This window comes from Bradyrhizobium macuxiense (assembly GCF_007993935.1).
In the GTDB taxonomy this organism is placed as follows: domain Bacteria; phylum Pseudomonadota; class Alphaproteobacteria; order Rhizobiales; family Xanthobacteraceae; genus Bradyrhizobium; species Bradyrhizobium macuxiense_A.
Genome location: NZ_VITY01000001.1, coordinates 682,497 through 698,944 on the forward strand (window position 1 = coordinate 682,497; position 16,448 = coordinate 698,944).

Genomic DNA, 16,448 nt, shown 5'->3' on the forward strand with positions numbered 1-16,448 from the left:
AACTACTTCTTCGGCTTGTTGAACGTCACGGGAAGCGTGAAGGAGAACTGGTCCTCGGTCAGTCCGGCCGGCGGCGCCGGCACCGGATCGGAGCGGTGCACCATCGAGACCGCCGCGTCGTCGAACGCGGCATCCCCGGACGTTTCCATCACGGCGACCGACAAGACCTTGCCGAGACGGTTGAGCACCAGGGCAAGCTTCACCTTGCCCTCCTTGGTCTTGGTGTTCTCCGGGAATTTCTTGTGCAGGTCGAGATAGGCGCTGATCTTCTTGCCCCATTTGGCGGTCAGCGCGAACTTGTCCTTGCCGATCCCGGGATTGGGCGCCTTCGTCGTCTCCGACTGACGCGCATCCTCCAGCTTGGTTGGCGCGGCCGCTTCTGAAGCCTGCTGCGCTTCCTGCGCATTGGTCTCGACCTTGGCGACCTTGGCCTCCTCCTCCTTCTGCTTCTTGGCGGTGTCCTCCGTCACGATGCGATCGGGATCGTCGGCCTCGACAGGCTTTTCCTGAGGCAGGTCGGTTTCCTTCACCTCGGCCTTCTGCTGCGCCATCTCCTGCACGGCCTGCTGCTCGTCTGCCGGCGCGCCGGGCGGTGCTGCTTCCTCGGGCACATCCGGAGAAGCAAGCTCGACGGCGTATTCCGCACCGGCAGCGCCAAGCCCCTCATCGCCGTCGTCGCCGCGCAAATTCGCCAGCGCCAGCGCCGCACCGCCCAGATGCAGCCCGACCGCCGTCACCGCGGCGATCACCCAGAGCCGCTTGGACGAACGCAGATCGAGATCGGGGTTGGTGGACATCGCGGTGCGCCGTCAGGGTTTGGCCGGCTCGGCCGGCGCCGCCGCAGGCGCGCCCGGCACGCCCTCGAGCGTGACCAGCTTCACATGCGTGTAGCCACCGGCGCGCAACAGCTCCATCACGCCCATCAGTTCGCCATAGGGCACCGTGCGATCGGCGCGCAGGAACACATACTTGTCCCGGCCCATGTCGGGCACCGCATCCAGCGAATTGATCAGGTCGGCTCGCTTCACCGCGTTCTCCCCGATCGCCAGCGTCAGGTCCGGCTTGATGCTGAGATAGGTCGGCTTGTCCGGCTTCTTCTGCGGCGTCGCGCTGGAGGTCGGCAGATCGATCGGCAGGTCGACGGTCGAGAGCGGCGCCGCCACCATGAAGATGATCAGCAGCACCAGCATCACGTCGATGAACGGCGTGACGTTGATCTCGTGGGATTCCGCGAAATCGTCGTCGCCGTCGTTCTCGGAGATCGAGACTGCCATCGCCTACTCCGCCGCTGCGGCGCGTCCGTGCGCGCTGCGCGGAACCTCACCATGGGTGCGATCGAGATCGCGCGACAGCAGCCGTCCCGCGGCGCCCGAGGCGCGGTTGACGAGCTCGAGATAGACCTTCGTGACGCGCGAGAAATGGTTGTAGATGATGACCGCGGGGATCGCCGCGACGAGGCCGATCGCGGTCGCGAGCAGCGCTTCCGCGATGCCCGGCGCCACCACGGCAAGGTTCGTCGTCTGCGACTTCGAAATGCCGATGAAGCTGTTCATGATGCCCCACACGGTGCCGAACAGGCCGACGAACGGCGACGTTGCGCCGATGGTTGCGAGCAGGCCCATGCCGATGCGGATCTTGCGGGCTTCGGCGCGCACGATCTCCGCGAAGCTCGACGCCGCGCGCTCCTTGATGCCGGCATCGCTGGAGATGCCAGCCGACAGACGTCCTTCACGCATCGCGGCGCCAATGAATGACGACAGCACGGTGCCCTTGGCGCCGAGCGCGAACTGCGCCTCCGCCAGCGATCGCGATTCAGCGATCTTGGCGAGCGCGCCACGCAGCTTGCTTTGCGCGACGGTCAGCTCAACCATCTTGGCGATGAACACCGTCCAGGTCACGAGCGATGCGAACGCAAGGCCGAGCATCACCGCCTTCACGATGATGTCGGCGTTCAAGAACATATTCCACGGCGACAATTCGTGCAGGCCGGTCGCGGTCGACTTCAGGGCCTTGCCATCGACGCTCGGGGGCGCGGCCGGCGACGCATCGAGTGCCGCCGGTGCCGGAGCCGCGGCAGCCGGTGCCGGCACGGCCTGTACCTGCGGCGCGGCGGGCGCCGGCTGGACCACCGGCGCGGCCTGGACAGCCGCCGGCTGGGCCGTTGCGGGCTGCACCGCCTGCGGTTGCGCCACGGGTGCGGGCTGAGGCCGGGTCACGGGCGCGGGCTGCGCGGCAGGCGCCGTTTGCTGTTGCGCCGAAGACGGCGCGGCCAGCACCAGCATCGCCAGCGAGGCGATCATGGCGGATGCAGCGGGGAACTTGAATGTCATCATCAGTTACACTTCAGCCCAGTGACGGATCAGGTTGTGATAAATCCCGGTCAATTTGACCGTTTCAGGGTCATCGCGCCCCAGCCGCTCCACTAGAGCCTGGATCGCGGTATCGAGATCAAAGATCAGGCTGCGCGCGTGGGCATCCCGTACCATGCTCTGCAGCCAGAAAAAAGACGCTACCCGCACGCCCCGCGTGACCGGCGTGACCAGATGCAAGCTGGAAGCAGGATAAACTACGAGATCGCCCGCCGGCAGCTTGATTTCATGCGATCCGTAGAGGTCTTCGATGACCAGCTCGCCGCCATCGTAGTCTTCCGGCTCGGATAAAAACAGCGTGACCGACAGGTCGGTGCGGATCCGCAAGCCGGTCAGCCTGTCACCCCGCACCGCATTGTCGACATGCAGGCCGAAATGGTGCCCGTCGCTCGCGGCATAGCGGTTGAACAGGGGTGGAAAGATCTGAAGCGGGATCGCCGCCGAGATGAAGCGCGGGCTTGCCGACAGCGCCGACAGGATCCGGTTGCCGAGCTGCCGCGCGACCTCGCTGTCGGGCGGCAACTGCTCGTTGCGTTTGACCATCGCGGATGCGGCACCGGCGGTCGAGCGGCCGTCTTCCCATTCGGCTTGCTCCATGATGCGGCGGAAGTCCGCCACATCAACCTTGCTCAATACGTTGGGAATACAGACCAGCATCTTGTGCCGCGAGGCCTCCGTCAGTAACGCGCGGATACAACCAGATACGCAGCGCGTCCCGGCGCCTCGAGCACGAACGGTGCTGCGCTCTGGTACAGCGCGTCGTAGTAACGCTTGTCGAAGATGTTGTTGACGAACAGCTTCATGGTCCAGTGCTTGTCGATCTTCGCCTCGGCAAAGGCGTCGAAGCGCCAGTAGCTCGGGATCGACGTGCCCTGGTTGGCCGCGAGCAGCGTGCCGCCATAGACCTTGGAGCGATACACCGCCTGTCCGCCGAGCTCCCACATGTCGGTGAGCTGGTACTTCGTCAGCATGCTGAACGACTGATGCGCGACGTTGGCGAGCGGCAGTCCGACGTTGCTCGAATACAGGATCGTGTTGGCCGGCGGCGCCAGCGACCTGGTCACCTCCGACTGCATCAGCACGAGGCCGCCGAAAACGCTCCACTTGTCGGTGATCTTGCCGCCGACGCCGAGATCGATACCGCGGATGCGATAGGCGGCGCCTGCCGTGATGCAGGAGACGCTGCCGGTCGTTCCGGCCGGATAGACGCATCCCGGGATCGCCGCGGCTGCGGTGGTGCTGCCGACGTTCTGCGCTTCGCGCGCGTTTTCCTTCTCGGTCTGGAACAGCGCGGCCGTCACCAGCAGATGGCGGTCGAACAGCTCCCATTTGGTGCCGACCTCGATGGCCTTGTTCTTTTCCGGCCCGAATATCTGGGTGTTGCCGCCGTTCAGCACGGGAGACAGGCCGCCATAGGCCGTGCTGGTGCCGTCGAACTCGGCGCCGACGGGGTTCGACGAGGTCGCGTAGGCCGCATAGACGCTGCCATTCGGCAACGGCTTCAATGTGAGGCCGACGTTGAAATTCGGCATGCCGAAGTCTGCCGACTGCTTGCCGAATGTGCTGACGCCGTTCACCGTGCCGTATCCGGACGTCGAGAGCTGGTAGTCGTCGTAACGGACGCCGCCATTGAGAATGACAAAATCGTTCCAGTTGGCGGTGTCCATGATGTAGCCGCTGACCGTGTCGATGCCGATCTTGGTCGCCTGTCCGGACAGCCCCGACGGAATCGGGAACGGAATGTTGGTGTATTGCGGATTGAACACGCTGACGCCGGAGAGAGATCCGCTTCCCGTGAAGGCCGATGTACCGGTCGTCACTTCGGAGCTCAGCCCGAGATATTTGTCGATCGAAGACCGCTCGTTGTCGTATTCGACACCGGCCGTCGTGGTGTGCTTGAAGCCGAGACCGTCGACCGACTTGTAGGTCGCCTCGGTCTGGTTGGCGAACACGTCGGTGACCTGGTAGCGGCTCTGCGGATTGAGACTGAGCGTCGAGGCCGAGAGCGGATTGGTCAGCACCGGCGATTCCGGCAGCGTGCCGATGTAGTTCTGGGTCGAGCGCGATTCCCGGATCTTGTTGCTGATCACGAGGTCCGGCGTGACCTGCACTTCGGCATTGATCGTGCCGATGTCCTGCCCGGTCCTGAAGAAGTCGCGGTTGACGAAGCCGTAGAAATTGTTGCGGTTGACGCCGAAGTCCGGGAACGGGCCGCCGGCCGTGCTCGCGGTGCTCGGCCGGTAGTACGGCACGCCGAAATCCGGGATGCCGGTGAGCTCGGTGTGGATGTAGTTGCCGGTGATCTTCACCGCATCGACCGGCTTCCACGTTCCGGCGACGAACGCGCCGTCGCGGTTGTCGGTGACATAGCTGCGGCCGGCGACGCCGGCATCCTGGAACAGGCCGCCGGCGCGGATCGCCAGCGTGGGGCTGATCACCTGGTTGACATCGAGCGTCACCCGCTTGGTGCGATCGGTGCCGAACGTGGTGTCCATGTTGTAGAAGCTGTTCTCCGTCGTCGCCTGCTTGGTGACGATGTTGATCGCACCGCCGGTGGTGCCGCGGCCAGCGAAGGACGAGCCCGGGCCGCGCAGGATCTCGACCTGTTCGGTGAAGAAGTTCTCACGGACGCTGACGCCGGCATCGCGCACGCCGTCGATGAAGATGTCGTTGCGGGCGTCGAAGCCGCGGATGAAGAAGCGATCGCCGAACGCGTTGCCGCCCTCGCCCGTGCCGAGCGTGACACCGGCGGTCGACAGGATCGCCGACTTGAGCGAGGTCGCATTCTTGTCCTCGAGCACGTCCTTGGTCAGCACAGTGACCGACTTCGGCGTGTTCAGGATCGGCTCGGGATACTTCCCGGATGCCTGCAGACGGTCGCCCTTGTACGGCGCGGCCGGATCCGCGTAGCGATCGCGGTCGGCGGGAAGACCGCCGGCATTGGGAAACGGCACCGGCGCCTGCTGGGCCTGCTGGTTGGCTCGGCGCGCGGCGCGGCGCAGCGCGTTGCGGGCACGGACCTGGTCCGACGTCGGCCTTGAGGAGACAGGTCGCGGGCGCGCGACCGGGGCATCGACATTCACCGGCGGCAGGTTGGTCTGCTGCGCCTCGGCCCCCGAAAACGACGCCACCGCGATCAGGCTCGCGACTGCGGAGACCTTCGCGGCGGAATAACCCGTATCGTCAACCGAACCGATCGCCGCTTCGAAGCGCAACGATCTCGGCGCCTTCACATTGCTCATTGTCTTGCACGCCCCCAAAAAGCAAGTTCGTCGCGAAATCACGTGCGACGAACTGTCTCCTCCGGTTATCGAGCGTGACCTTTTTTATCAATGCGATCAGCGCCACAGTTTGCTTGAATCGCTTCAGTTCAAAGGGATTCTAATCTGTGGTTTGAAATCGTTCTAAACTCTAGTTTTTAAGCATTCTAAAAACGGTTCTAAACTGCTGCCGACGATCACTCGGCGCTTGGCGGCTTCATCAGCGAAAACAGCTCGTCGATGGTCCGCTGCGCGACCTGCCGCACGCGGTCGCTGTTCTCGATACCGGCGATATTGACGCCGTTGACGACCGCTTTGATCTCGTCGCGGAAGTCGGTGAGAAAGCGCAGCGGATCACGCTGCTCGTTGGCGACGCGCGCGATCAATCCCGTGACCAGGATCTGGCAAGCCATCATGCGCCCGTTCAATTCATCCATCGCTGCCCTCATCCTCTCGCATGGTCGCTGCGCGATATGAACGACATCCCGCGGCGTTTCAACCGCGTCGCGCGAACCGTAACCTGATGAAGGGATCGAGTGCAGGACTGCGCGCGACAAGACGCACGCTATTTCGCGGCGATGTGCTCGGCGCCCTCGCCGAGCGCCTTGATGCGATCCTTGACCTCGCGAAGCGTGGCAAGGCCACTCTCGACATGTTTGTCCGATACGTCGCGCAGCACGTCGCCTGCGATCGCATCGCGCAGACTGTCGAGATCGTCGACCAGGCGGCGCCCGGTCCTGGTCAGGAACAGACGATTGGCGCGACGATCCCTGGGGTCGGGCCGGCGTTCGAGCAGGCCATGCTCGACAAGGCGGTCAAGCAGCCGCACCAACGAGATCGGTTGCAATTCGAGGACGTCGGCAAGGTCGACCTGGGACAGTCCTTCCTGCTCACGCAGGCGGAAGAGCACGATCCATTGGGCGCGCGTGGTGCCTCGCGCCTTGGCGCGATGATCGATATAATTGCGCAGCAGCCTGGAACTCTCGACGAGCTGCGCAATGAATTGGCGTTTGAGATCGAGCGACATAGGGGTCCTCGGTGCGTTTCCTAGCCGGAATGTTTCTGCTCGTTTCTGACCTAAACCTTTCCAAATGTTTAGGATTCTCAAGCCTTGGTGTGTTTACACATTAAGTGCACGCATATTATATCCGCAAGCTCTGTGAACCGTTTCGATCACCCTTTATTGTTACGTCGAACCCGAGAGTCCGCATGTCAAAGTCACGCACCATCGGTTGGGTTTTAGTGATCGCGGCGGTTGGCGCGGCCGGATATTTCGGCTGGCAAAAATACTCCGACAACAAGCTGGCGGCCGAGGCCGCACAGAAGCGTGCCGCCCAGCAGCGCCCGGCCGTTCCGGTCAAGATCTCGCCGGTCGAGAAGGCCGACTTCCCGGTCTACCTGACCGGTCTCGGCACGGTGCAGGCGTTCAACACCGTCCAGGTCCGCACCCGGGTCGACGGCCAGATCACCAAGATCGCCTTCAAGGAAGGCCAGTTCGTCAAGGCGGGCGACACGCTGGTTGAGATCGATCCGCGGCCCTATCAAGCAACGCTCGACCAGGCCAAGGCCAAGAAGGCCCAGGACGAGGCCACCCTCGCCAACGCCAATCTCGATCTGCAGCGCTACACCAAGCTCGGCGAGTTCGCGACGCGCCAGCAGCTCGACACCCAGCGCTCCACCGTGGCCCAGCTCACGGCGCAGATCACCGCCGACGACGCCGCCATCTTCAACGCGCAGACCCAGGTCGACTACGCCACCGTGAAGTCGCCGATCGACGGCATCGTCGGCCTGCGACTGGTCGATATCGGCAACATCGTCAACGCCTCGGCCCAGACCGGCATCGTGACGATCACCCAGATCGAGCCGATCACTGTGATCTTCACCGCGCCGGAAGACCAGCTGGCCGATATCACGGCGGCATTGGCCGTGACGCCGCCCAAGACCATTGCCCTGACCACCGACGGCAAGCGGGTGCTGTCGACCGGAACCCTGGCGCTGATCAACAATCAGGTCGACACCACAAGCGGGACTGTCCGGCTGAAGGCGGTGTTTGATAACAAGGACCATGCGCTGTGGCCCGGCCAGTCGGTCTCGACCCGGCTCCTGGTTCGGACATTGAAGGATGCCACCGTCGTGCCGGATGACGCGGTGCAGCATGGCAGCGAGGGCCTGTACGCGTATTCAGTCAATCAGGAGAACAAGGCCGAGCTTCGCAAGCTCAAGGTCAGCCAGTCGATCGACGGCAAGTCGGTGATCGAAGAAGGCCTGTCGCCGGGACAGCAGGTGATCACCGCGGGCCAGTACAAGGTCTCGCCGGGAACCCTGGTGACGACGGCGGTGGCGAGTTCGGACCAGTCCCAGTCGAAGGTTACGCAGGAATGAGCGACGGAATATCCGCACCATTCATTCGCTTCCCCATCGGCACCTCGCTGCTGATGGCCGGCATCCTGTTTGTCGGCCTCGTTGCCTACCCCCTGCTGCCGGTGGCGCCGCTGCCGCAAGTCGACTTCCCGACCATCCAGATCACCGCGACGCTGCCGGGCGGCAGCCCGGAGACCATGGCGAGTTCGGTCGCCCAGCCGCTGGAGCGCCAGTTCGCGCAGATCCCCGGCATCGCGCAGATGACCTCGACGAGCTATCTGGGCACGGCATCGGTCACGATCCAGTTCGACCTCAACCGCTCGATCGACGGCGCCGCCAACGACGTGCAGGCCGCCATCAACGCCGCCAGCGGCCAGTTGCCGAAGAACCTTCCCTCGCCGCCGACCTATCGCAAGGTCAATCCGGCGGACGCGCCGATCATGCTGCTGTCGGCGACGTCAGACACGCTGCCGCTGACGACGGTCAGCGATTCCGTCGACGCCCAGCTTGCCCAGCAGATCAGCCAGATCTCCGGCGTCGCGCAGGTGATTATCGGCGGCCAGCAGAAGCCGTCGGTCCGCGTCCAGATCGACCCGGCCAAGCTGGTCGCGAAGGGCCTGTCGCTGGAGGATGTCCGCGCCGCGATCAACATCGCAACCGTCGACAGCCCGAAGGGCAATATCGACGGCGCCACCCGCGCCTACACCATCTATGCCAACGACCAGTTGCTCACGGCGGAGCCCTGGAACGACGTCATCATTGCGTACCGCAATGGCGGGCCCTTGCGGATCCGCGACATCGGCCAGGCCGTGACCGGGCCGGAGGACGCCAAGCAGGCTGCCTGGGCCAACGGCAAGCGCGGCGTGTTCCTCGTCGTATTCAAGCAACCCGGCGCCAACGTCATCGACACCGTCGACAAGATCAAGGCGGCGCTGCCGCGGCTGGTCGCGGCCATTCCGCCGGCGGTCAAGATCGAGGTGATCTCCGACCGCACCACCACGATCCGCGCCGCGGTGGAGGACGTCCAGTTCACCCTGCTCCTGACCATCTTCCTGGTCGTGATGGTGATCTTCGCCTTCCTGCGCAGCTTCTGGGCCACCGTCATCCCGGCGGTGACGGTGCCGCTGGCGTTGCTGGGCGCCTGCGCGCTGATGTGGATCTTCGGCTATACGCTCGACAATCTGTCGCTGATGGCGCTGACGATCGCGGTCGGCTTCGTGGTCGACGACGCCATCGTGATGCTGGAGAACATCAGCCGCTACATCGAGGAAGGCGAGCGGCCGATGGCGGCCGCCTTCAAGGGTTCCAAGGAAATCGGCTTCACCATCGTCTCGATCAGCATCTCGCTGGTCGCGGTGCTGATCCCGCTGCTGCTGATGGGCGGCATCATCGGCCGCCTGTTCCGCGAATTCGCGGTGGTGCTGGCGATGACCATCTTCGTCTCGATGTTCGTGTCGCTGACGCTGACCCCGATGATGGCCTCGCGCTTCCTGCGCGCCCACAATGAGGAGCGGCACGGCCGTCTCTACAAGCTCAGTGAGCGCGGCTTCGACGCGATGCTGCGTGGTTATGAAACCGTGCTCGACATTGCCCTGCGCTGGAAGTTCACCACCCTGATGATCTTCTTCGCGACGCTCGCGCTGTCGATCTACATGTTCGTCATCATCCCGAAGGGCTTCTTCCCGCAGCAGGACGTCGGCCTGATCACCGCGACCTCGGAAGCCAACCAGGACATTTCCTTCGCTGAAATGAAGGGCAAGCAGGAGCAGCTCAGCAAGATCGTCATGCAGGATCCCGGCGTGGCGACGGTGGCGATGGCGATCGGCGGCAGCGGCCGGGCCGGCAACAACGGCAACATGTTCATCACGCTCAAGCCGCTGAATGAGCGCGATGCCAACGCGCAGCAGATCATCGCCCGGCTGCGGCCGAAGCTGGAGAAGGTGCTCGGTGCCCGGCTGTTCATGCAGGCCGCGCAGGACGTTCGCCTCGGCGGCCGCCCGACCCGCACCCAGTTCGAGTTCACGCTGCAGGATGCCAACCTTGCCGAGCTGAACGAATGGGCGCCGAAGATCCTCGGCAAGATGCAGACGCTGCCGCAGCTGCGCGACGTCGCCACCGACCAGCAGACCAACGGCACCACGGTGGAGCTGAAGATCAACCGCGACACCGCCTCGCGTTATGGCATTCAGCCGCAGCTGATCGACGACACACTCTATGACGCGTTCGGCCAGCGCCAGGTGACGCAGTACTTCACCCAGCTCAACAGCTACCACGTCATTCTGGAGGTGCTGCCGGAGCTGCAGGGCTCGATCGACACGCTGAACAACATCTACATCAAGTCGCCGCTGACCGGCGAACAGGTGCCGCTGTCGACCTTTGCGAAATGGACCACCGTCCCGGTGCGGCCGCTGTCGATCAGCCACCAGGGCCAGTTCCCGGCGATCACCATCTCGTTCAACCTGGCGCAGGGCGTCGCACTCGGCCAGGCGACCGAAGCGGTGCAGAAGGCCATGATCGACCTCGGCGCACCGCCGACCCTGAGCTCGAGCTTCCAGGGCACCGCGCAGGCGTTCCAGCAATCGCTGTCGAGCGTGCCGCTGCTGATCCTGGCGGCGCTCGTGGTCGTCTACCTGATCCTGGGTATTCTCTACGAGAGCTACATCCACCCGATCACCATTCTGTCGACGCTGCCCTCGGCCGGCGTCGGCGCGCTGGCGATCCTGATGGCCGCGGGCTTCGACTTCTCGCTGATTGCGCTGATCGGCATCATTCTCCTGATCGGCATCGTGAAGAAGAACGGCATCATGATGGTCGACTTCGCGATCGCCGCCGAGCGGGATCAGCACATGGAGCCGGTGGCAGCGATCCGTCAGGCCGCCCTGCTCCGCTTCCGCCCGATCATGATGACGACGATGGCCGCCATGCTCGGCGGCGTGCCGCTGATGCTTGGGACCGGCACCGGCTCCGAAATCCGTCAGCCGCTCGGCTACGCCATGGTCGGCGGTCTGATCGTCAGCCAGGCGCTGACGCTGTTCACGACGCCGGTCGTTTATCTCTATCTCGACAGGCTCTCCAACGCGTTTGCGAATTGGGGCCGCTCGCCGCGCGCCGACCACGACGCCGACGATGGCGAGGACCGATCGGTCAAGCAGGCCGCCGAGTGACTTGACATTTGCGGCCATACCGGCACATCCGAAAGATGTTCATTTCGGAGCTGGTATGGTGAGGATTGTCGCAAAGTCGCTTTTCGTCCTGTTCACCGTGTTCGGCGCAGCCGGCCTTGGCCAAGCCGAGACGCCCAAGGGCAAGACTGCGCCCGCACCGATTCCGGCAGCTGCTCCCGCCGCGCCTCAAAGTGATGCACCCGGCAACAATACCGGCTGGGTCGCGCGTTGCACCAGCGCGAGCCGCGACGCGCCGCTCGAATGCGCCATGGAGCAGACTGCTGTTCTCACCAAGACCGGCCAGCTCATCGTGCTGGTCAACATCCGCGTTCCCGGCGACACCCGTACGCCGGTTGCGCTGATCCAGCTTCCGCTCGGCCTGAACCTGCCGGTCGGCGCCAAGCTGCAGGTCGACGACGGCAAGGCCGTCGACGTGCCGATCCAGACCTGCGAGGCGCGCGGCTGCTACATCAACGCGCCGATCGCGCCCGATGTCCTGACCCAGCTGAAATCGGGCAAGCAGCTCAAGGTGTCGTTCCAGAATCTCGGCAAGGAAACCATCAGCATCCCGATGCCGCTCGGCGACTTCGCGACCGTCTACGACAAGATCAAGTAGCGCTGCGCTATCGCTCGCGCTTGTAGAGGAACGCATTGTCCGCCTGCGGCATGCCGATCGACTTGTAGAAGCTCATCGAGTCCGGCGCCGACAGCAACAGGCACATCGATTCAGGTCCGGCGTAGCGCCGCGTTTCCGCGATCAGGCGCTTGCCGATGCCGTGCCCCTGATACGCCCGATCGACCGCAAGGTCCGACAAATAGCAGCAGTAGGCGAAATCGGTCAGCGCGCGCGAGACGCCGACGAGCCGGTGCGCCTTGCGTGCCGTCACGATCAGGTTGGCATTGGCGATCATGCGCGCCATCCGCTCGGTATCCGCCAGCGGACGCCGCTCGCCGAGCCCCGACTGACGCAAAACCTCGATGAACTCGTCGACGCCGATCGACGCTTCGCGGGCATAAACAATCTCGTCCATCACCTTAAACCTCTGTCGCAACAGGCCGCACCACGCGCGCGAGACCATGGTGGAATACGCCGAACTAATCCACCCTGGATGCTGTGATGGCAGATGCTGTGTCGCGGCCGGCCTGCCGTCGCCGGCAGACAGCAACGGGCAATCATCAGGATTTCAAAGAATCATCGGAGCCATTGAGGCAGATTGGCTGGGGAACCTGGATTCGAACCAAGACAAACAGAGTCAGAGTCTGTTGTGCTACCGTTACACCATTCCCCAAGAATTGTCCGTGGCATCAATAGCTTAGCTGGATGACTGGACATCTCGGTGCAGCGGGTTCGCCTGCCAAATCAGCGCCCGCGCGAGAGCGACCTTCTACCCGCTTGGTCCCACGCTTGGCAAGCATTGATGGCGTTGAATGGGCGTGAAAGTTGCCGGCCGATCAGCCGTCGGCCAAAGGTGTTACATTTCGGCGAGTGCTCCAAGGAGCAGCTCAGGATGGGCTGCAAGGCTCCAACGCCAAATCCGACGGCGCCGAGCGCGATGGCACCAATCCAGCCGTGCCACCCCAATCCAAGGAGCGCGCCCATCAGGGTTGCCGCGCCAACCACGATAGCGGTCCAAATCACCCGAACGACAGCAACCAGCGCCTTGATCATTGCGATTCACGGCCCAACACGCGCCCGACGCCTTCGACGCAACGCGAACGCCGCGTTTCCTGCTTCTCCGACGGCTCAATTTTGAGTCGGCGCCGCGAGCGGCACGTTCAACTTCGGCGGCATGACGCGCCCTGACAAAGCGCCGCACCGCCGCGTTGCCACGGCGGTGCGAGAGACTGAACAGAAGGAAGTTGGCGGAGTCGCTGCCGGCCGGGCGTCAGTACAGCCCGCCCGTCCCTGACCGCATCACGGCGCGATCCGCGTCCGGCGGGATCGCCTGCTGGGTCCCGTCGATCACGTCGGTGCCGGCAACCAGCGTCGGATCATAGTACGGCGGCGCCTGCCCCGGCTTGAAGGCTTCCAGCACCACGCCCTTCTGGCCAGGCGCGGCGCGCAGGCCGGTCTTGGCATCGACAAGCACCAGGCGGATGCCGACCGGCTGCTTGAACGGAGTGGCGGGCTTGTCGGCCAGCGCAAGCTTCAGGAAGTCGCGCGCGATCGGCGCGGCGGTATGGCCGGCCTGCGCGTTGCGGCCGAGCGAGCGCGGCTTGTCGTAGCCGACATAGAGACCGACCACGAGGTCCGGCGAGAAGCCGACGAACCAGAGGTCCTTGGCCTCGTTCGAGGTGCCGGTCTTGCCGGCGAGCGGCTTGCCGACGTCCTTCAGCGCGGTGCCGGTGCCGGCCTGAATCACGCCCTCCATCAGCGAGGTGATCTGATAGGCGGACATCGCGTCGAGCACGCGCTCGCGGCGGTCGACGAGCTGCGGCTCGGGCTGGTTCTTCCAGCCTTCCGGCGCATCGCAGCCGCGGCATTCGCGCTGGTCGTGCCGGAAGATGGTGTGGCCGTAGCGGTCCTGGATGCGGTCGATCAGGGTCGGCTTCACGCGGACGCCGCCATTGGCGATCATCGAATAGGCGGTGGCCATCCGCATCACCGTGGTTTCGCCGGCGCCGAGCGAATAAGCGAGGTAATTCGGCAGCTCGTCATAGACACCATAGCGCTTGGCGTATTCGCTGATCAGCGGCATGCCGATCTCCTGCGCGAGCCGCACCGTCACCGTGTTGCGCGATAACCGCAGCGCATTACGCAGGGTCATCGGCCCCATATACTTGCCGGCATCGAAGTTTTCCGGGCGCCAGATGTTGCCCTGCCCTTGATCGATCTCGATCGGCGCATCCATCAGCACGCTCGACCCGGTGTAGCCGTTGTCGAGCGCCGTCGAATAGACGATCGGCTTGAAGGTCGAGCCGGGCTGCCGGTAGGCCTGCGTCGCGCGGTTGAACTGGCTCTGGTCGAACGAGAAGCCGCCGACCATCGCCAGCACACGGCCGGTGTGCGGATCCATCGCCACCATCGCGCCCGACAGTTCTGGAACCTGGCGCAGCCGGTACTGGCCTTCGACGGCCTTGCCGTCCTTGGTGAACAGCGGATCGGCGTAGATCACGTCGCCGGGCTGCAGCACCTGCGCCACCGATGTCGGCGTCTTGCCCTTGTACGGGCCGGACAGTGCCCGCGCCCATCGCACGCCTTCCAGCGTGACGATGCCGGTCTCGCGCTGCTTGCTGATGGCGCCGCCGAGCTCGCGACCGGGCTGGAAGCCGATCCGCGCCGACTGGTCGTTGCTCTCCAGCACCACCGCCATCCGCCATGGCGAAATGTCCGAGAGCGACTTGATCTCGGCGAGCGGGACACCCCAGTCACTGGTGAGGTCGAGCTTCTGAATCGCACCGCGATAGCCCTGCTGCTCGTCATAGTTCACGAGCCCCGCCACCATGCTTTTGCGCGCCATCACCTGGATCTTGGGATCCAGCGTGGTGCGCACCGACAGGCCGCCCTCGTAGAGCTTCTTCTCGCCATAGCGCTCGAAGATGTCGCGGCGCACTTCTTCCGAGAAATATTCGCCGGCGAAGGTGTGCGCGCCGTTGCTGCGGTTGGTCACGGTCAGCGGATCCTTGCGCGCCTTGTCGGCGTCGGCAGCGGTGATCCAGCCGTTCTCCTGCAGGCGGTCGATCACATAGTTGCGGCGCTCGACCGCGCGCGCATGGTTGCGCACCGGATGCAGGCTGGCCGGCATTTTCGGCAGCGCCGCCAGATAGGCCGCTTCGGCCACAGTCAGTTCATTGACGGACTTGTCGAAATAAACCAGCGAGGCCGCCGCGATGCCGTAGGCGCCGAGGCCGAGATAGATTTCGTTGAGATAGAGCTCGAGGATCTTGTCCTTGGAATAGGCCCGCTCGATTCGCATCGCCAGCAGGGCTTCCTTGATCTTGCGGGTGAACGACACCTCGTTGGTCAGAAGGAAGTTCTTGGCGACCTGCTGGGTGATCGTGGAAGCACCCTGCGGACGGCGGTTGGAACCGAAGTTCTGGATGTAGGCAACGCCGGCGCGCGCCATGCCGGTGTAGTCGACGCCACCGTGCTCGTAGAAATTCTTGTCCTCGGCCGCGAGGAAGGCGTTGATCACGAGCTTCGGCACGGCCTGGATCGGCAGATAGAGCCGCCGCTCCTTGGCGAACTCGCCCAGCAGCGATCCATCCGCCGCGTGCACGCGGGTCATCACCGGCGGCTCGTAGTTCTGGAGCTGCGAATAGTCGGGCAGGTCCTTGGAAAAATGCCAGAACAGCCCTGCGACCGCGGCCAGACCGGCCAGGAACAGGATGGTTCCTGCGGTGAACAGGAACCCGAAGAACCGCAACAGAAATTTCATCGACCAGATTTTCCGTGGCGAATACGTCGCTCGTTCTGAGTGCGCTGCGTGCCACTTAGGCCGCCCGGTATATCGGTCGCACCATGGACCTGCAATTCAACACAGGAGAATTAAAGCGCATCAGACGTCAAACTTATGCCATAGAGCCCGGGTCGCACGGCAGCCAAATCAGCTGTCCCGGACCCCCGGGGATGCTCCGCAGAACTGCGTCGGCCTTCCCGCCTCCGTCCCTTGATTCGCCCGCGCCATCGCCGAGCGGTGCTCCGGCCTGCAATCGCGGCGCTTGCGCGGTGGGCGCGCCGCGAAAGAAAAGCGCGGGTCCAGCCCACCGCTTCCACTACCCGGCTGCCGCTACGGGGACTGCGGCATCAGAAACCGGTGGACAGCGCCGGCCGGCCCATCCGATTAACCACCCATTAACTATAACTACCCCAAGTTGTTGGAATACACGCGACTCGCGAGGGGCTGACTTGCATGGCACTGCGCGGATTTAAACGGCCGTTTGCCGTCGACCCGAATATCGTCGGATTTCCGAAACCACCCACATCGGCGATGGGCACCGAGGCCTTGGACTTGGTCTATCAGGCGGCGGATCTGTTCCGCAGCATCGAGGACAGGGCCCGCGCCGGCGAGGCCCGCGCCGAGGCGGCCGAACAGGCGCAGCTCGAAATCATCGCCGCCACCGAGCGCAAACTGAGGGACGCCTCCCGGGCACTCGAGGAGGCCAGGCGGCGTATCGAGTCGCAGCAGGAGCAGCTCGATGCGGCGGAATTCCGCGCCCAGGCCGCCGAAGCCGAGGCACGCGAAGCCAGGCAATCGCTGGCCCTGATCGAGGATGCGATCCGCCGGCGCTTGCTGCTGACCGGCGGGCACGACGACGGCAGGTCGAGCGCCGTCGCCTGAGGCGAGATCGAC

At 64.3% G+C, this 16,448-nt stretch carries 13 protein-coding genes and 1 tRNA gene; 4 read left to right on the top strand and 10 right to left on the bottom strand.

Annotated elements, in window-relative coordinates; genetic code table 11:
* Positions 1-2 precede the first annotated feature (2 nt).
* From FBZ93_RS03285 to FBZ93_RS03315, 7 genes are all read right to left on the bottom strand, one after another.
* The gene (locus tag FBZ93_RS03285) at positions 3-797 is read right to left on the bottom strand and encodes a TonB family protein (RefSeq protein ID WP_146984524.1); all 795 of its coding nucleotides are present in this window, start codon (positions 795-797) and stop codon (positions 3-5) included.
* 12 nt (positions 798-809) lie between these two features.
* Complete coding sequence (gene exbD / locus FBZ93_RS03290) at positions 810-1,274, bottom strand: TonB system transport protein ExbD (protein ID WP_146984525.1); 465 nt, start codon at positions 1,272-1,274, stop codon at positions 810-812.
* Positions 1,275-1,277: 3 nt separating this feature from the next.
* The gene (gene exbB, locus FBZ93_RS03295) at positions 1,278-2,333 is read right to left on the bottom strand and encodes a tonB-system energizer ExbB (RefSeq protein WP_146984526.1); all 1,056 of its coding nucleotides are present in this window, start codon (positions 2,331-2,333) and stop codon (positions 1,278-1,280) included.
* A gap of 3 nt (positions 2,334-2,336) precedes the next feature.
* Positions 2,337-3,026, bottom strand: coding sequence for a Fe2+-dependent dioxygenase (locus FBZ93_RS03300; RefSeq protein WP_146984527.1), 690 nt, complete (start codon positions 3,024-3,026; stop codon positions 2,337-2,339).
* Positions 3,027-3,046: 20 nt separating this feature from the next.
* On the bottom strand, positions 3,047-5,611 hold the full coding sequence (locus tag FBZ93_RS03305) for a TonB-dependent receptor (RefSeq protein WP_146984528.1): 2,565 nt from the start codon (positions 5,609-5,611) through the stop codon (positions 3,047-3,049).
* A gap of 215 nt (positions 5,612-5,826) precedes the next feature.
* Positions 5,827-6,066 carry a hypothetical protein gene (locus FBZ93_RS03310; RefSeq protein ID WP_146984529.1) on the bottom strand — a complete coding sequence of 80 codons (240 nt, stop codon included), beginning with the start codon at positions 6,064-6,066 and terminating at the stop codon, positions 5,827-5,829.
* A 128-nt stretch (positions 6,067-6,194) separates the two neighbouring features.
* Positions 6,195-6,656, bottom strand: a complete 462-nt coding sequence (locus FBZ93_RS03315) for a MarR family winged helix-turn-helix transcriptional regulator (protein ID WP_146984530.1) — start codon at positions 6,654-6,656, stop codon at positions 6,195-6,197.
* 182 nt (positions 6,657-6,838) lie between these two features.
* On the opposite strand from FBZ93_RS03315, the gene FBZ93_RS03320 reads away from it, so the two are divergent.
* Genes FBZ93_RS03320 through FBZ93_RS03330 form a run of 3 tightly spaced genes read left to right on the top strand, consistent with a single transcriptional unit; the run spans position 6,839 to position 11,770 of the window.
* Positions 6,839-8,011 carry an efflux RND transporter periplasmic adaptor subunit gene (locus tag FBZ93_RS03320; RefSeq protein WP_146984531.1) on the top strand — a complete coding sequence of 391 codons (1,173 nt, stop codon included), beginning with the start codon at positions 6,839-6,841 and terminating at the stop codon, positions 8,009-8,011.
* Positions 8,008-11,154 carry an efflux RND transporter permease subunit gene (locus FBZ93_RS03325; protein WP_146984532.1) on the top strand — a complete coding sequence of 1,049 codons (3,147 nt, stop codon included), beginning with the start codon at positions 8,008-8,010 and terminating at the stop codon, positions 11,152-11,154. Before FBZ93_RS03320 ends, FBZ93_RS03325 begins: the two co-directional genes overlap by 4 nt.
* Before the next feature lie 55 nt (positions 11,155-11,209).
* The gene (locus tag FBZ93_RS03330) at positions 11,210-11,770 is read left to right on the top strand and encodes an invasion associated locus B family protein (RefSeq protein WP_146984533.1); all 561 of its coding nucleotides are present in this window, start codon (positions 11,210-11,212) and stop codon (positions 11,768-11,770) included.
* 7 nt (positions 11,771-11,777) lie between these two features.
* On the opposite strand, the gene FBZ93_RS03335 is transcribed toward FBZ93_RS03330, so the two are convergent.
* The 3 genes from FBZ93_RS03335 to FBZ93_RS03345 all read right to left on the bottom strand — a co-directional run bounded on the left by FBZ93_RS03335 (position 11,778) and on the right by FBZ93_RS03345 (position 15,533).
* Complete coding sequence (locus FBZ93_RS03335) at positions 11,778-12,185, bottom strand: GNAT family N-acetyltransferase (RefSeq protein WP_146984534.1); 408 nt, start codon at positions 12,183-12,185, stop codon at positions 11,778-11,780.
* Between the two features lie 184 nt (positions 12,186-12,369).
* Positions 12,370-12,443: transfer RNA gene (locus FBZ93_RS03340), tRNA-Gln, on the bottom strand.
* 597 nt (positions 12,444-13,040) lie between these two features.
* Entirely contained in the window at positions 13,041-15,533 is a 2,493-nt protein-coding gene (locus tag FBZ93_RS03345; protein ID WP_146984535.1) for a penicillin-binding protein 1A, read from the bottom strand.
* 474 nt (positions 15,534-16,007) lie between these two features.
* Here FBZ93_RS03345 and FBZ93_RS03350 point away from each other — a divergent pair, with 474 nt between their 5' ends.
* Positions 16,008-16,436 carry a hypothetical protein gene (locus FBZ93_RS03350; RefSeq protein ID WP_244484865.1) on the top strand — a complete coding sequence of 143 codons (429 nt, stop codon included), beginning with the start codon at positions 16,008-16,010 and terminating at the stop codon, positions 16,434-16,436.
* Positions 16,437-16,448: the final 12 nt, after the last annotated feature.

Coding starts and splice junctions, on each gene's coding strand:
- FBZ93_RS03350 (WP_244484865.1), top strand. CDS start 16,008: ATGGCACTGCGCGGATTTAAACGGCCGTTTGCCGTCGACCCGAATATC.
- FBZ93_RS03300 (WP_146984527.1), bottom strand. CDS start 3,026: ATGCTGGTCTGTATTCCCAACGTATTGAGCAAGGTTGATGTGGCGGAC.
- exbB (WP_146984526.1), bottom strand. CDS start 2,333: ATGATGACATTCAAGTTCCCCGCTGCATCCGCCATGATCGCCTCGCTG.
- FBZ93_RS03335 (WP_146984534.1), bottom strand. CDS start 12,185: ATGGACGAGATTGTTTATGCCCGCGAAGCGTCGATCGGCGTCGACGAG.
- FBZ93_RS03285 (WP_146984524.1), bottom strand. CDS start 797: ATGTCCACCAACCCCGATCTCGATCTGCGTTCGTCCAAGCGGCTCTGG.
- FBZ93_RS03305 (WP_146984528.1), bottom strand. CDS start 5,611: ATGAGCAATGTGAAGGCGCCGAGATCGTTGCGCTTCGAAGCGGCGATC.
- FBZ93_RS03325 (WP_146984532.1), top strand. CDS start 8,008: ATGAGCGACGGAATATCCGCACCATTCATTCGCTTCCCCATCGGCACC.
- FBZ93_RS03320 (WP_146984531.1), top strand. CDS start 6,839: ATGTCAAAGTCACGCACCATCGGTTGGGTTTTAGTGATCGCGGCGGTT.
- FBZ93_RS03310 (WP_146984529.1), bottom strand. CDS start 6,066: ATGGATGAATTGAACGGGCGCATGATGGCTTGCCAGATCCTGGTCACG.
- exbD (WP_146984525.1), bottom strand. CDS start 1,274: ATGGCAGTCTCGATCTCCGAGAACGACGGCGACGACGATTTCGCGGAA.
- FBZ93_RS03345 (WP_146984535.1), bottom strand. CDS start 15,533: ATGAAATTTCTGTTGCGGTTCTTCGGGTTCCTGTTCACCGCAGGAACC.
- FBZ93_RS03330 (WP_146984533.1), top strand. CDS start 11,210: ATGGTGAGGATTGTCGCAAAGTCGCTTTTCGTCCTGTTCACCGTGTTC.
- FBZ93_RS03315 (WP_146984530.1), bottom strand. CDS start 6,656: ATGTCGCTCGATCTCAAACGCCAATTCATTGCGCAGCTCGTCGAGAGT.